Annotated in this window: 10 protein-coding genes; 6 read left to right on the forward strand and 4 right to left on the reverse strand. The window is 76.1% G+C overall.

Annotated features, from left to right (window positions below; translation table 11 throughout):
* Positions 1–138: 138 nt before the first annotated feature.
* From BLW63_RS04940 to BLW63_RS04950, 3 genes are all read right to left on the reverse strand, one after another.
* Positions 139–774, reverse strand: coding sequence for a TVP38/TMEM64 family protein (locus BLW63_RS04940; RefSeq protein WP_170856644.1), 636 nt, complete (start codon positions 772–774; stop codon positions 139–141).
* A 336-nt stretch (positions 775–1,110) separates the two neighbouring features.
* A complete protein-coding gene (locus BLW63_RS04945) occupies positions 1,111–2,811 on the reverse strand; it encodes an alkaline phosphatase (protein ID WP_211517002.1) in 1,701 nt (566 codons plus the stop codon).
* 560 nt (positions 2,812–3,371) lie between these two features.
* The gene (locus BLW63_RS04950) at positions 3,372–3,992 is read right to left on the reverse strand and encodes a hypothetical protein (RefSeq protein WP_091152038.1); all 621 of its coding nucleotides are present in this window, start codon (positions 3,990–3,992) and stop codon (positions 3,372–3,374) included.
* Between the two features lie 506 nt (positions 3,993–4,498).
* Between BLW63_RS04950 and BLW63_RS04955 the strand changes: the two genes are divergently transcribed.
* The 5 genes from BLW63_RS04955 (at position 4,499) to BLW63_RS04975 (ending at position 12,684) form a co-directional block, all read left to right on the forward strand.
* Positions 4,499–9,076: a cation-translocating P-type ATPase gene (locus tag BLW63_RS04955; protein ID WP_091152040.1), complete on the forward strand. Its 4,578-nt coding sequence runs from the start codon at positions 4,499–4,501 to the stop codon at positions 9,074–9,076.
* A 293-nt stretch (positions 9,077–9,369) separates the two neighbouring features.
* Complete coding sequence (locus BLW63_RS04960; RefSeq protein ID WP_091152043.1) at positions 9,370–9,582, forward strand: three-helix bundle dimerization domain-containing protein; 213 nt, start codon at positions 9,370–9,372, stop codon at positions 9,580–9,582.
* A 134-nt stretch (positions 9,583–9,716) separates the two neighbouring features.
* Positions 9,717–10,844 carry a glycosyltransferase family 4 protein gene (locus tag BLW63_RS04965; protein WP_211517003.1) on the forward strand — a complete coding sequence of 376 codons (1,128 nt, stop codon included), beginning with the start codon at positions 9,717–9,719 and terminating at the stop codon, positions 10,842–10,844.
* Complete coding sequence (locus BLW63_RS04970; RefSeq protein ID WP_091152045.1) at positions 10,841–11,956, forward strand: glycosyltransferase; 1,116 nt, start codon at positions 10,841–10,843, stop codon at positions 11,954–11,956. Before BLW63_RS04965 ends, BLW63_RS04970 begins: the two co-directional genes overlap by 4 nt.
* Positions 11,953–12,684, forward strand: coding sequence for a GDSL-type esterase/lipase family protein (locus BLW63_RS04975; RefSeq protein WP_091152047.1), 732 nt, complete (start codon positions 11,953–11,955; stop codon positions 12,682–12,684). Before BLW63_RS04970 ends, BLW63_RS04975 begins: the two co-directional genes overlap by 4 nt.
* Here BLW63_RS04975 and BLW63_RS04980 read toward each other — a convergent pair.
* Positions 12,661–13,641: a patatin-like phospholipase family protein gene (locus BLW63_RS04980; RefSeq protein WP_091152049.1), complete on the reverse strand. Its 981-nt coding sequence runs from the start codon at positions 13,639–13,641 to the stop codon at positions 12,661–12,663. The genes BLW63_RS04975 and BLW63_RS04980 overlap by 24 nt on opposite strands.
* Before the next feature lie 171 nt (positions 13,642–13,812).
* Here BLW63_RS04980 and BLW63_RS26670 point away from each other — a divergent pair, with 171 nt between their 5' ends.
* Positions 13,813–13,983: a hypothetical protein gene (locus BLW63_RS26670; protein ID WP_170856645.1), complete on the forward strand. Its 171-nt coding sequence runs from the start codon at positions 13,813–13,815 to the stop codon at positions 13,981–13,983.
* Positions 13,984–14,134: the final 151 nt, after the last annotated feature.

Here is a 14,134-nt window from a genome sequence, read left to right on the forward strand (position 1 = left end):
GCGGAACGGTGGCCGACCAGCCGACGGTCACCCTAGCGCCGGCAGCGGCGCACCGACCGGCCGGCGAACCCGCCGCACGACGGGCTCCCCCCGGGTGGAGCCGTGTCGCGCGGGCGCTCGACTGGAGCCCTGCGAGGGCTACGGACGAGGGGACGGTCGACGCAGCCGACCGCCCGTCACGACCACCAGCCCCGAGAAGGCGAGCGCGAGCACCACCGCCACCACCGCGCTCGACGCCGTGTCGGCGCCCGCCCCCACGGCCGCGTACAGCAGGGCCGGCACAGCGGTCCCCGCCGCTCCGGCGCAGATCAGGACGGACCAGCGCATCGGTGACGTCCCTGCGAGGACGGCCACGGTCTCCGCCAGCACCGGCACCGCTCTGGTGGACACCACGGCCCACGGACCCCAGCGCGTGAGCAGGCGGTCGGCCCTGGCTCGCTGAGCCGGCGTCGTCACGCGTTCGACGACGCCCCGTCCCCGACGCCCCAGCGCGAAGCCGACCAGCGCGGCTGAGACTCCGCCGAGCAGGGACAGTGCAGCGCCCGGCACGAGACCGAACAGCGCTCCGTGCGCCACCATCACGACGCTCGAGGGCACCGGTAGGAACACGTCGGCGGTCAGCAGCCCCAGACCGAGGAGCGCCGTGGCCACCCCGGCACTGCGCATCGCGAGCCGCGGGTCCGTCAGCAGGGGCAACGCCGCCCACTCCGCGAGGCCGAACAGCAGCAGAGCGCCGCCTACCAGTACGGCGAGGACCAGCCCGTAGCCACGCACATCGTCCCCCGGTGGAAGGTCCGTCGGCGCCGGAGCCGAGGAGGCCATCCTCCGGCCGGGTGAGCGCAGTGGCCAGGGTCGTCGGTCAGGTGGTGCGGTCGACCCCCCCGACTGCCCCGACCGGCCTCGAGCCGAGCCTGGACCTTCCCGTACCGACCGCGGCGTGCAGTGGCCGGCCGGGTCCGGTTGCTGGCCACGGGCGGTCCAACTGGCGCACCGACCAGCCGGATCGCTCTCCGGTCCGTACCGCGAGGAGACCCCGTCCGGCGTCGCGCCGGACGGGGCCTCCTCGTGCGCGGGCGGCGAACGGGCGTCCACCGCCGGCCCCGGTCGGTGTCAGCCGGTCGGCGTCCCGGGGGTCAGGCCGGACACGTCCACGTCGTCGGGTCGGGTCGGCGAGACCTGCCCCTCGGGGTAGGTCAACGCGTCCCCGAACAGGGTGAGGTACGCCAGCCGGTAGACGTCGACGTTGTCGAACCGTTGGTCGAGGTACTCGTCGAGGACGTCGGCGTTGAGGCCCTCGGCCCGCGACAGGATGCCCCCGTAGAAGTCGGGCGTCCCGGCCCAGGCCACCCCGAACGGCAACTGCTGGCCGAACTGGTCGGGCTCGGTGAGGAACGGCTCGGTGTCGCGGCCGTAGCGGCCGTCGAGCACGTTCTGCGGGAGCGCCCCCTCGTCCTCGAGCGCCGGGTTGACGTCGACGCTGCCGACGGTCTCGGGGACCTCCTCGTCGACGTTGTAGCCGTTGAGCTCCATGCCGCCGGCGGTGCTGTCGGCCGCGGTGAGCACGAGGGTGTCGGGGTCGTCGGCCACCTGGTCCCGCGCCACGGCGATCATCTCGTCGGCGTAGCGGGCCTCCACCAGGGAGCCGATGGCGTTGTCGTAGTTGGCGAAGTTGTCGGTGCCCTCGACCTCCCACACCGTCGCGTACGGCTTGCCCGCCTCGTCGGCGTGCGCGGTGAGGACGGCGGTCGCCAGCTCGGCCATCTCCGGCGCCGTGGGCGGCTGGTAGCCCGGGGTGCCGGGCTCGGAGCCGTAGAGCACGAGGTTGGTCTCCTTGGCGTCCTCGGGAACGCTGGGGTCGACCAGCCCGCGGGCGATGAGGGACTCCTCGGTCTCGTCGTTGAAGATGTCCTCGTCGGCGAACAGGCCGAGCACCTTCAGCCCGGCCGGGTCGACGTCCCCGGAGTCGACGGCGTCTGCGAGCGCCTCGAACTCCTCGCGGGTGCGCACGAGTGTGTAGCCCTCGTCGACGGCGGCCTGGGCGAGGTTGAGCCCGTCGGTGCGGGCGCCACCGGTCTCGGCCGGCTCCTCGGCCTCGGGCAGGGTGTCGCCGGCCGGGCGGTGCACCACGCAGGTGGCCGGGATGGTGGCGACCGGGTCTCCGGACCCGGACCGCGCCGCGTCGACCTCCTCGGCGGTGCAGAAGGGGGTGCCCTCCGGGAAGAACAGCTCTTCCCCGCCCCCCATGACCACCACGGGGTCGGCGTCGGCGTCGTCGAAGCCGGGCCGGCCCTGGATGTGCTGGCGGGCGATCTCCAGCGCGGCGGCGTCGGTCCGCTCGCCGACCTCGGTGAGGAAGGCCGCGGTGCCGGGCTCGGCGATGTCGCCGTCGTTCACGACGCCGATCGGGTGACCGGCGTTGCCGGCCTCGCGCAGCCAGCTGCCCGGGTAGCCGGACAGCCCGACGATGGGTCGGGCGACCGGCTCCCCGTCGACGAGGTTGTCGCCGGCCAGCACGTCCGCGGCGCCGGTGTCCTGGCCGAAGGAGCCCGGGCCGTCCACCTTGTAGCCGAAGGCGTGGGTGGTGGCCCCGCCGTTGGAGGTGCCGGTCAGCTGGTCGGCCATGTGCCCGCGGTACGGCACCGACTCGGGCAGCCGGTCCCAGTTGAGCGTGCCGTCCGGGCCCTCCCAGTAGGCGCGTGCGGCCGTCCAGTAGGCCAGGTCCGTCCCGTCCGGGTGAACGAAGATCATGTTGCCTGTGCGGTGGTTGTCCCCGCCGATGCCCGACCGGTCGCCGTCCGCGGACGCCGTCACCACCGACGCCACCAGGAGACTGCCCGCCGCGGGTACCACCACAACGGCTGTCCGCCATGTCCTACGTGTCACGTGACCCCCTGACCGATCCGCAAAGTGCGGCGGCCCGGGCTGTCCGGGCCACGCGCACCCGAACAGCCGGGAGCGACCGGGAGGCGACGTGGGGATGACACCACCGTGTCGTCCCGGTGGCGGCGAGGCGACGTGGTGCGTGCCCCGGGCTCAGCAGAAGCGCGATCTCACACCCCGTGCGAGTACGCGACCTCGCCGGTGGGAGACGGTGGGGACGAGCACGCGGACGGTGGAGCGTCCCGTCGTGACTCCCGGACGATCGCAGGGGTGGGCTCGTCGGGGGGCGTCGAGCCGGTCGGTGAGCGGCCACTGGGCGTCGACGTCGCAGCCGGGAGCAGTTGCTGACGGCCCGCGGCCTCAGAGGCCGCGCGCAGGGCGGCGTCGACCTCGTCGACGGCGAGCGGGGCGCGACCGCCGAACACCGGCCGGCCGGGGTCGGCTCCACCCGGCCCCGAGCTGCTCGAGCCGGGCGCTCAGGTGCTCCGCTGTCAGGAGCGGGCGCGGCGCACGCCGCTGGCGACCGCGACACCGACTCCGACGGCTCCTGCCACCGGCCACGCCAGGACCCCCACGGCAGCCAGCCCGGCGAGGGCGCCGCCGTAGAGCACGACGTCGGGGCGGCGCGCGGCGCTGACGACGTCCTCGACGACCGCGACCGTTGCGGTCACCGGCAGCGTGACGACGGTCCGCGCCGCGTGGACGACCCCGGACCCGAGGGCGGTCGTCTTCTCGATGGCGGCGCGCACCAGCTGATCGGCCTGCTCGGCGACCTGGTCGCTGGTCGGGGGCGCGCCAGGGGCGCTCGTGGCGGCGGCCGGCCGCTGGGTCGTGGCGGTGCTCCGGGCCGCCGCTGAGCCCCGTGCCGCCGGTGGCCTGCGGACAGCCCGCTCGGGGCCCACGGGTGCGCCGGCGACGTACGTGAGGGCGGACCCGGTCGGCGGCTGGCGGGTGGTGCCGGTCCGGCCGGCCGTGCCGCTGCGTGCCCCCGGCGGCTTGCCGGTGGCCCGCTCACTGCTCCGGGTCTCGCCGGCGGTGCTGGTGAGGGCGGAACCGGCTGGGCGGTCGGTGGCGGTGCCGGTCGTGGTGGTGCGGCGGGCTGTGGTCGGCATGGTCGCCTCCTCGGCGCGGGAAGAGGAACTGAGCATGGACGCCCGGCGGCGACCCTGTGAAGCCGTTCGCGTGTGCCGCGACCGGGCGCGTCCAGGCGCTCCTCTCCACCGCCGAGCCCGGCGGCGAGAGGCCGGTCAGGTCGCCGCGCGGAGGCGCAGACAGCGGACCCCCGACCGCGGATGAGCCCTGTCGTTCACCGACACGACACCCCCGGGACGACCCCCGGCTGCCTTCCGGGTCGACAGTCGGGGCTCCGGACGAATCGGAGGAACACCGTGTCGGAGATCCTGCTCTCTGTGCTGGCCGAGGCCCTGGGAGCCGTTCTGCTGGGCCTCGTCCTCGCCGCCATCCGGCGCGCGATGGGTGGCGCCACGGCCTGACCCCCGGCCGCCGGGGTTGCTCCCGGTGGCAGGATCGTCACCCCTGCGGCCGCGACCGGCGGCCGCCCACTCGAGCGGCGCGGGCGCCGGTCACCGACGTTCCACGCGGCCGGGAGGAGGCCGGTGTGACGACGGTGCTCGAGATGGGGCCTGCACTGGTGCGCGGGTCCTGGCGAGGGACCTGGCAGCTCGCGCGATCGGCGGCCGCCGTGCCGGCGAGCCTGGCCCGGGAGGTCACCGCTCTCCCGACGACGGTGCGTGCGGCGACGTCGGCCGGTGCTGGCGCCGGCACGGATCGGACCGTCTGGGCCGTGGGAGGCCGCGCGGTACTGGAGGTGCGGGGCCTGGATCGTGCCGGCGTCGACCGCAGCGCGGCGGCGGCCGTCGTCCAGGACACGGTGGCCGCACAGGACGGCGTCATCCGGGCCTTGGTGGATCCCGGGACGTCGGTGCTGGCCGTGCACTTCGACCGCGAGCGGTGCACCCTCGCGGAGGTCGCCGACGTGCTGGGCGCCGCCGAGGAGCGCTTGCTCGCTGGGCCGCGTTCCGATCCGGTCGCCGGTCCACCGGACCTCCCGGGAGTGACGACCGACGCGCCCCGGGAGGACACGCGGTCGGGGTCGGCCCTCCCGGGTGCCCCCGACGCCGAGGTGCTGCTCGTGGCGGACCTCGTGGCACTGGCGGCCGTGGCCGTCGCGCGCCTGGCGCGGGTCCCGGGCCTGCCGACGGGCGCCGCCGCGTTGGTCGCGCTCGTCGATCAACAGCCGTGGCTCCGCCAGCGGCTCGTCGACCGTCTCGGGGAGGTCGGTGCGGCCCGCGCCCTCGCCCTCGCCGGCGTCGTCGCCAACGGGCTGACGCTCAGCACGCCCGCCCTGCTCGTCGACGTCGCCGTGCGCAGTCAGGGCCTGCGCGCGGAGCACGCACGACAGGCGACCTGGATCGAACGGGAGCCCGACCTGCTCGGGCGGCACCGTCCGCCTCGTCCCGCACCCGAGGACGTCGAGCCGCGCCCCGTGCCGCTGCCTCGCGGACCGGTCGAGCGCCTGACCGAGCGCGCCGCGACCGGCTCCCTGCTCGCGGCCGGTGGGGTGCTGGCGGCCACGCGCAGCCCCGACCTCGCCGGCCGGGCCCTGCTCGCCGGCGTCCCCCGAGCGGCCCAGGCGGCGCGAGAGGCCTTCGCCGATCAACTCGGCGTCGGGCTGGGCTCCCGTGGCGTGTTGGTCGTGGACCCCTCGGCGCTGCGCCGACTGGATCGGGTGACCTGCGTGGTCGTGCAGACGACGCTCCTGCACGGCGAACGTCCCTTGGTGGTGGAGGCGCGGTCGACGGCCGACGACTGGACGACGGAGCGGGTCTGGCGGCACGCCCAGCGGCTGCTCCACGCCGACGCCGGGCCGGGTCCACGCCCCCGCAGCGAGGTGCTCGTGGCCCTCGAGGACGCACCGCGGGCGGCGTCCGCGGCCGGCGGTGGGGCGGTGACGCACCGCGCGCTCAGCGTGCGCGGCCGGACGGTGGGGGAGGTGTTGATCGGCCGCGAGCTCGACCCGCTCACCGACGCGGTGCTGGCCGCGGTCCGGGAGGCGGGCCTGCGGCTGGTCCTGACCGAGGACGCTGCGGCGGCGCACCTGGCCAGCCGGGCGGACGAGGTGCTGCGGGACGGAACGGGTGGTGCGACGTGGTTGCGCGGAGAGGTGCGTCGGCTGCAGACCGCCGGTGAGGTCGTCGTCGTGGTCGGCACGGACCCGGCGGCGCTGGGTGCCGCGGATGTCGGCATCGGCCTCGTGGCGGCGTCCGGTCCGGTGCCGTGGGGTGCGGATCTCATCGCCGGCCCGGGCCTGGCCGAGGTGCCTCGGCTGCTGGCCGCCGCGTCCGCCGCGCGCGAGGTGAGTGAGCGCGGGGTCCGCGTGGCGGCCGGGGCGACCTTCCTCAGCGGCCTCCTCCTGGCCGTCGGCCACCGCGGGCAGGACGGCCGTGCCGTCTGGCCGGTGACGCTGGCGGCAGCCGGCGCGATGCTCTCCGGCGTGCAGGGCGCCCGGTCGGTCGCCCGGCTGCCCGATCCCGTCCCGGTGTGGCACACGCCCTGGCACGCGCTGGAGCCCGAGGAGGTGCTCGACCGTCTGCCCGAACCGGACACCGGGGCGCTGACCGGTGTCGCCCCGGACGAGGACGAGCAGGACGGGTCGCCGGTCCGCCGCGCGGCGCGGTCGCTCGTCGCCCTGGTGACCAACACCCGGGCCGAGCTGGCCGATCCGCTGACCCCGGTGCTGGCCACCGGAGCCGCGGCGTCGGCGGTCATCGGCTCTCCCGGTGACGCGCTCCTCGTCTCCGGCGTGCTGGCCGGCAGTGCGGTGATCAGCGGCGCGCAACGGATGCGCGCCGACCGTGCGCTGCGCGAGCTCCTCCAGGGGCAGCGGCTCTCCGCCCGGGTCGTGGCACGGGTCGGGAACGGAGCGCCGCGTCGCCTGCCGGCCACGGTCCTGCAGGCGGGCCACGTCATCGACCTGCAGGCCGGGGACGTCGTCCCGGCCGACGCCCGGCTGCTGGCCGTGCAGGACCTGGAGGTGGACGAGGCCACGCTGACCGGGGAGTCCGCCGCCGTCGGCAAGCAGGTCGGGGCCACCCCGGGCGCGGAGCTGCCGGACCGGGCCTGCATGGTCTACGAGGGCACCACCGTCGTGGCGGGCACCGGCCGCGCGCTGGTGGTGGCTCTGGGTGCCGCCACCGAGGCCGGTCGGGCGCTGGCGCTGGCCGGGCGCGCGTCGGGACCGGAGGGGATCCAGAGCCGGCTGGAGGAGCTGACCAGCCGTGGGCTGCCGGTCACGCTCCTCGGCGGCGCCGCGGTCACCGCTCTGGCGCTGCTCCGGAGGAGCCCGCTGCGCACCGCCGTGGCCTCGGGCGTCGGCGTCGCCGTCGCGGCCGTCCCCGAGGGGCTGCCCCTCATGGCCACGGTCGCCCAGCTCGGCGCGGCGCGGCGGCTGTCCGGACGGGGCGTGCTCGTGCGGGCGTCGCGGACGGTCGAGGCGCTCGGCCGGGTCGACACGGTCTGCTTCGACAAGACCGGCACGCTCACCGAGGGGCGGCTGCGCCTGGTCCGGGTGGCGGGCTTCGACGGTCAGTGGGCGCCGGACGACCTGCGAGCGCGTCGCGTGCTCCGGGCGGCCGCGCAGGCGGGGCCGCAGGCCAACGGCCACCCCCTGGCCCACGCCACTGATCAGGCGGTGCTCGACGCGGCCCGCGCCGTCCTCGGCGACGACCTCGACCGGGCGTGGGAGGAACTGGTCGAGGTGCCCTTCCACAGCGAGCGCGGGTTCTCGGCCGTCCTCGGCCGGACCTCGCGCAAGGCGCGCCTCGTCCTCAAGGGCGCGCCCGAGGTGCTGTTGCCCCGATGCGGCTACGTCCGTGACGACGACGGGAAGCGGCCGCTGGACCGCGCTGAACGGGAGCACGCCGCCGCGACCGTGCACTCCCTCGCCGCCCAGGGCCTGCGCGTCCTGGCCGTCGCCCGCCGCAACGCAAACGAGGTGGCCGAGGGCGTGCTCAGCGCCGATGACGTCTCCGCGATCGGTGACCTCACCCTCCTCGGGTTCATCGGCATCGCCGACACCCCCCGGCCCGAGTCGGCGGACACCGTCGCCGGCCTCCGCCAGGTCGGCCTCCGAGCCGTGATGATCACCGGTGACCACCCGGTCACCGCACGCGCCATCGCTCAGGGCCTCGGCATCCCCGCCGACGAGCTGGTCACCGGACCCGACCTGGTGGACCTCGAGGAACCGGAGCGGGTGCGCCGTGTGGCGCGCGCGTCGGTCTTCGCGCGGGTCTCCCCGGAGCAGAAGCTGCAGGTCGTCGACTCCCTCCGGAAGAGCGGCCGGGTCGTGGCGATGGTGGGCGACGGCGCCAACGACGCCGCGGCGATCCGGATGGCCGACGTGGGCATCGGCATGGAGGCGAAGGGGTCCACCTCGGCCCGCAGCGCCGCCGACCTCGTCCTCACCGAGCCCGACGTCAGCCTGCTGCTCGACGCACTCGTCGAGGGACGGGCGATGTGGCGACGGGTCCGGGACGGGGTGGCGGTCCTGCTCGGCGGGAACGCCGGCGAGCTCCTCTTCACCCTCCTCGGCACCGCGCTGGCCGGCCGCGCGCCGATCAGCACGCGCCAGTTCCTGGTCGTGAACATGTTCACCGACCTGCTCCCGTCGATGGCGCTGGCACTGGCACCGACACCCGGCGACGACGGGGACCGACGGGCCCTGCTGGCCGCCGAGCCGCCGTCGCTGGGGGCGCCGCTGCTGCGCGACATCGGGCTCCGCGGCACCGTCACCAGCGCCGGCGCGTTGGTGGCCTGGCTCGTCGCCCGCCGCATCGCCTCCGAACGGCGGGCCAGCACGGTGGCGCTGGCCACCCTGGTGGGGGCCGAACTGGGGCAGACCCTGCTGCTGAGCGGCCGCAACCCGCTCGTCCTGGCCACCGGCCTCGGATCGGCGGGGGTCCTGGCGGCCGTCATCCAGATGCCGGGCGCCAGCCAGCTGTTCGGCTGCACGCCGCTCGGTCCCGTGGCCTGGGCCATCGTCCTGGGGTGCTCGACCGCGGCCACGATCACGTCAGCCGCCCTGCCGCGGCTCTTCCCGGGTCTCCTCACTGGAGCGGAGCCCCGCGCCGGTGCCGCCACGGGTCGAGGAGGGGGAAGCAAACCGGTCGCTGCGTGACGAAGTGGCCCCTCTGGGCCGCCCGGGGCCCTTGCGGGTGGAACGGATGCGTCCGGTGACGCAGCGTCCAAGCGCACCCGCCGGGAGCTTCCGCCTCGAGCGGCCCGGACCCATGCTCTCGACACCTTGCCATGCTCTCGCCGCTTGACAGAGGAGGACCGGGTGCCTCCAGCCGCGCGCACGAGGACAGCGGCCAACTCTACGAACGATCGAGCGCGACCACGTCCGGCGCGAGGTCGGACGACGCCCCGGACGCTCGGAACGTTGCACGCGCCTCGAACGAACGGAGCGACATGTCGCGGCACGCCGACGACGAGGTCCGGGCCCTCGACGAGGTCCTGCGCCGGCTGACGGACCGGTTCCCCGAGGTGCCTGCCGAGGTCGTGTCCGGGGTCGTGCGGGCAGAGCGGCAGCGGCTGGACGGCCGGCCGATCCGCGAGTTCATGCCGTTGCTCGTCGAGCGGGCCGCGGCCGAGCAGCTCCGGCGGAGGAGCGTCGACGGCTAGGCGGGGCCGACCGTCGCGGACAGGCGCTCGGGGACGCCGTTCCCCGCCGGGTCGCCGCCATTTCGCAACAGGTTCAGCCACCCGCTGCCCGTAGTCCCACGGGGTGGCAACCGGGTGCGGGGAGGCTGCCCCTCGTGCGCGTGGCGATCATCAGCGAGTCCTTCCTCCCTCAGGTCAACGGCGTCACGAACTCCGTCCTGCGGGTCTGCGAGCAGCTCACCCGGCACGGCCACGAGGCCCTGGTCATCGCCCCGGGCCCCGGTCCGGCCGAGTGGTCAGGTGTGCCGGTCGTCCGGACGCCGTCCTGCCCCGTGCCGGGTTACCGGGACTTCCGGGTGGCGCTGCCGTTCCCGGCCATGACGGCGACCCTGCACGAGTTCGACCCGGACGTCGTGCATCTGGCGTCCCCGGCGGTCCTCGGCGCGCAGGGCGCGACCGCGGCCGCGGAGCTCGGGATCCCCTGCGTGGCGGTGTACCAGACGGACCTGGCCGCCTACGCCGGCCGCTACCGGCTGGGCCTGGCCGAGGCGATGGTGTGGCGTCGGCTGGTCAGGGTGCACACGGCCGCAGCGCGGACCCTGGCTCCCAGCCGGGCCGCGGTTCGCCAGCTCCAGGCACACGGGATCGACCGCGTCGTCCGCTGGGGCCGCGGGGTCGACGTCGAGCGGTTCCGGCCGGACCGCCGCGACGAGTCCCTGCGGGCGGCGTGGGCGCCCGGCGGGCAGCTGGTCGTCGGCTACGTGGGACGGCTGGCGCACGAGAAGGACCTGGGTCTGCTCACCGCCGTTCAGGAGCTGCCCGGCGTCCGGCTCGTGATGGTCGGGGACGGCCCGCAGCGCCGCCAGCTGGAGCGCCAGCTGGACCGGGCCCTGTTCACGGGGGTGCTGACCGGCGACCGCCTGGCGGGGGCGTTCGCCTCCCTCGACGTCTTCGTGCACACGGGCCCGCACGAGACGTTCTGCCAGGCCGCCCAGGAGGCCCTGGCCAGCGGGGTCCCGGTGGTGGCGCCCGCCGCCGGCGGGCTGCTCGACCTGGTGCAGCACGAGGAGAACGGCCTGTTGTTCGCACCGGGTTCAGCCGAGGAGCTGGTCGCGTGCGTGCGCACCCTGCAGCACCAGCCCGCGCTGCGCCGGCGGATGGGGGAGGGGACCCGGCGCTCGGTCGAGGGGCGCACCTGGGAGGCCGTCGGGCAGGAGCTCGTCCGGCACTACCGCGACGTCGTCGCCGAAGCGCGGACCCCGCACCGGCGGGCCGCGGCGTGAGGATCGTCCAGGTCGCGAACTTCCTGTCCCCGACGTCGGGCGGCCTGCGCACCACGCTGCGCCACCTGGCCGAGGGGTACGCCGGGCACGGCCACGAGGTGGTGCAGGTGCTGCCGGCAGCCGTCGACGGCGAGATCGAGACCCCCTGGGGCCGGCAGGTCGGGCTGCGGTCGCCGGCCCTCGGGTCCACCGGCTACCGCCTCCTGCTCGACCGCAACCGCGTGCGGCGGGCACTCGAGCGGGTCGGCCCCACCGTCCTGGAGGTGCACGACCGGACGACGCTGCGCGGCCTGGGCCGGTGGGCCCGCGCTCGCGGGGTTCCGTCGCTCGTCGTGAGCCACGAACGGCTGGACCGCTGGCTCGGCCAGTGGCTGCCCGCACGACTCCCCCTCACGCCGCTGGCCGACCACTCCAACGCGGCCCTCGCCCGGGACTTCGGCACCGTCGTGTGCACCACGGCCTGGGCGGCGGAGGAGTTCCGGCGACTCTCCGTCCCCAACCTGGCGCTGGTCCCGCTCGCCGTCGACACCACCACCTTCCGCGTCAGGACCGAGCGGCGCGCTGAGGCGAGCCGTTCACCGCGGGACGTGGTGCTGGTCCTGGCCAGCCGCCTGTCCCGCGAGAAGCGCCCGGAGGTGGCGGTCGCCACGCTGCGCACGCTGCTCGGGCGTGGGGTGGCAGCCCGGCTGGTGGTCGCCGGCGACGGTCCGCTCCGGCCGCGACTGCAGGCAGCCGCGCGGGACCTGCCGGTCGAGTGGCTCGGTTTTGTCGCCGACCGAGCCCGCCTGGCGGGCCTGCTCGCCGGCGCCGACGTCGTCCTCGCTCCCGGCCCGATCGAGACCTTCGGCCTGGCCGCACTCGAGGCACTGGCCTGCGGGACGCCGGTCGTGGCGGACTCCCGGTCCGCGCTCCCCGGTGTTCTCGGGCCGCACGCCGGCCGGTCGGCCACGGGTGACGGTGCGGCGTTCGCCGACGCGGTACAGGACCTGCTCGCCACACCCGAGGCGTCCCGCAGGGCGGCCGCCCGCGACCGGGCGGAGGAGTTCTCCTGGCCGCACACCGTGCGCGGCTTCCTCGCCGTGCACGAGTCCGGAAGGACGCGCGCCGCGTGACCGTCGTCGTAGCCCTGGGGGACAGCCTCACCTGTGGGGAAGGGGTCGGCGTCCGGGTCCGGCCGGAGGACACCTGGGTAGCGTTGCTGGCCCGCGCCCTCCCCGCCGGACGACTGGTGCGGCTCGCGGTTCCCGGTGCGCGGGTCGCCGACGTCCGTACCGGTCAGCTCCCCCTGGTACCGGGCGGGGCCGACATCGCCACGCTCCTGGTCGGGCTGAACGACGTCGCCCGGTCCGGCTTCGACGCGGCGGCCGTCGGGGCCGAGATCCTGGAGACGGTGGCAGCGCTGCGCAGCCGGGCCGACGACGTCCTGCTCGGCCGCCTGCACGACGCGGGAGCGCTGCTCCCGCTGCCGGCCCGGGTGGCGCAGGCCACCCGGAGGCGGATCGAGGAGGTCAACGCCGCCGTCGACGAGGCCGCCCGCTCGTCGGGTGTGCGCGTGCTCGACCTCCGTCTCGTCCCTGTGCTGGCCCGGCCGGGCGGTTGGTCGGTCGACCGCGTCCACCCCAGCCCGGCCGGACACCACGGGATGGCCGCCGCTGCCATGGAGGCCCTGCGTGGCGCCGGACGTCAGCCCGGGAGACCCATCGGCGAGGTCGTCGAGCCGCGCGGCTCCTCGCGCCGCGCTCGCGGCTGGTGGGCGGTCCGGCACGGCCTGCCCTACGCGGCGCGCCACGTCCGGGAGCTCGGGGGACCGATCGCCTCAGCGGTGCTCCGTCGCTGCTGACCCCATCCAGGACTGCCCCGCCAGCCACCGCTCGGTGACCGCCCGTCCGGCCCGCAGCAGGTCCGCCGACCGGCTGACGTCGCGTGGCCCGGTCGGCAGCACCTCCAGCAGCCCGGCCGCCCACGCGTCGGCGACGTGCGGCACCACGTGCACCCGGGGGTCGTCCAGCGCCTCGCGCACGGCGGCCCGGTTGGCCGCGGCGCGCGCCACCGTGAAGGCCCGCAGCACCGTGTCCAGCGCGCCGACGCTGCTCTCCACCGGCGCCACGTAGGGCGGCAGGCCCGGCTGGACCGGTACCCCGCAGGCCTGGCCGGCAAGGACGTCGGAGGCGGCGGCGCAGACGTCCACCCGCCCGGTGACCGGCGCCAGGCCGCAGTCGAGGACGAGGATGCGGTCCGCCGGCGCAGCCACCTCCAGCGCGGCGCTGATCGGGACGCCGTCGAGGATGCCGCCGTCGACGTGCAGATGACCGTCCGGCAGCCGGACCGGCCGGAAGATCCCCGGCAGCGCGCAGCTTGCGAGCACCACGTCGGCGAGGCCGCCCTCGTCGTGGTGCCGCGCGGTACCGCAGTCCAGGCAGGTCGTCGTCACGGTGACCGGCACGGCCAGGTCCGAGAGGCGCCGCGCGGGCACGTGACGCTCGATCAGGTGGCGCAGGGGACGGGCGTCGACGAGGGCGCCGCCGCGCCGCACGGAGCCCGTCAGGCCACGGAGCCGCGGCAGCCAGCCGGGCCGCAGCACCGTCGCCATCGAGGGCTCGCCCCACCACCGGGCCAGCTCCCGGCCCTGCTCGAGATCGGGTCGCACGGCCAGGAAGGCCGCGTTCAAGGCACCGACGGAGCTGCCGTGCAGCAGGTCCACCTGCAGCCCGGCCTCGAAGAGCGCCAGCAGCGCGCCCGCCTGGAAGGCACCCATCGCAGCACCGCCGCCGAGGACCAGGTGGGTGCGCGCGGACATCCCGTCATGCTGCCTCACGCGGCAGCAGCAGGCGCGGGGCTGTGGGGGTCGCCTCTGCGACGTGCCCCTGGGACCCGTCGTCGCGCCCGTCCACGGGTCCGGTGGTGCATCCGTCGCAGCACTCGCCGTGGAAGGACGGACGACGAGGTCGGCAGCGTCAGGGAGGGCGTCGTGGCGCAGACCCGGGACCTGCGGCGTGGGTTCGCCGCGGTCACGACGACGGCGGACCGGACGGTGTCTGGCGGCGGTGCACCGAGCCCGCGACGTGGGGGGACCTGGGACCGCGGCCTGCGCAGCGCCGAACTGGACGGCCCGTTCGTGGTGTGGGTGTGGGGAGAGTGATCACCGGACGCGACGGCCGCCGCTCGAGGTTCGTGGTGCGGGAGGTGACCCTCCGGCAGCGCGTCGTGGTCGAGGTCCGCCTCCCGCGGCAGCGATGACCCTGACCCGCACGCTCGGGAGCGGGACACCCGCGCCGGTCGAGCACCTCGTC

Source organism: Geodermatophilus africanus, from assembly GCF_900107105.1.
GTDB classification, from domain to species: domain Bacteria; phylum Actinomycetota; class Actinomycetes; order Mycobacteriales; family Geodermatophilaceae; genus Geodermatophilus; species Geodermatophilus africanus.

Coding starts and splice junctions, on each gene's coding strand:
- BLW63_RS04950 (WP_091152038.1), bottom strand. CDS start 3,992: ATGCCGACCACAGCCCGCCGCACCACCACGACCGGCACCGCCACCGAC.
- BLW63_RS04960 (WP_091152043.1), top strand. CDS start 9,370: ATGTCGCGGCACGCCGACGACGAGGTCCGGGCCCTCGACGAGGTCCTG.
- BLW63_RS04980 (WP_091152049.1), bottom strand. CDS start 13,641: ATGTCCGCGCGCACCCACCTGGTCCTCGGCGGCGGTGCTGCGATGGGT.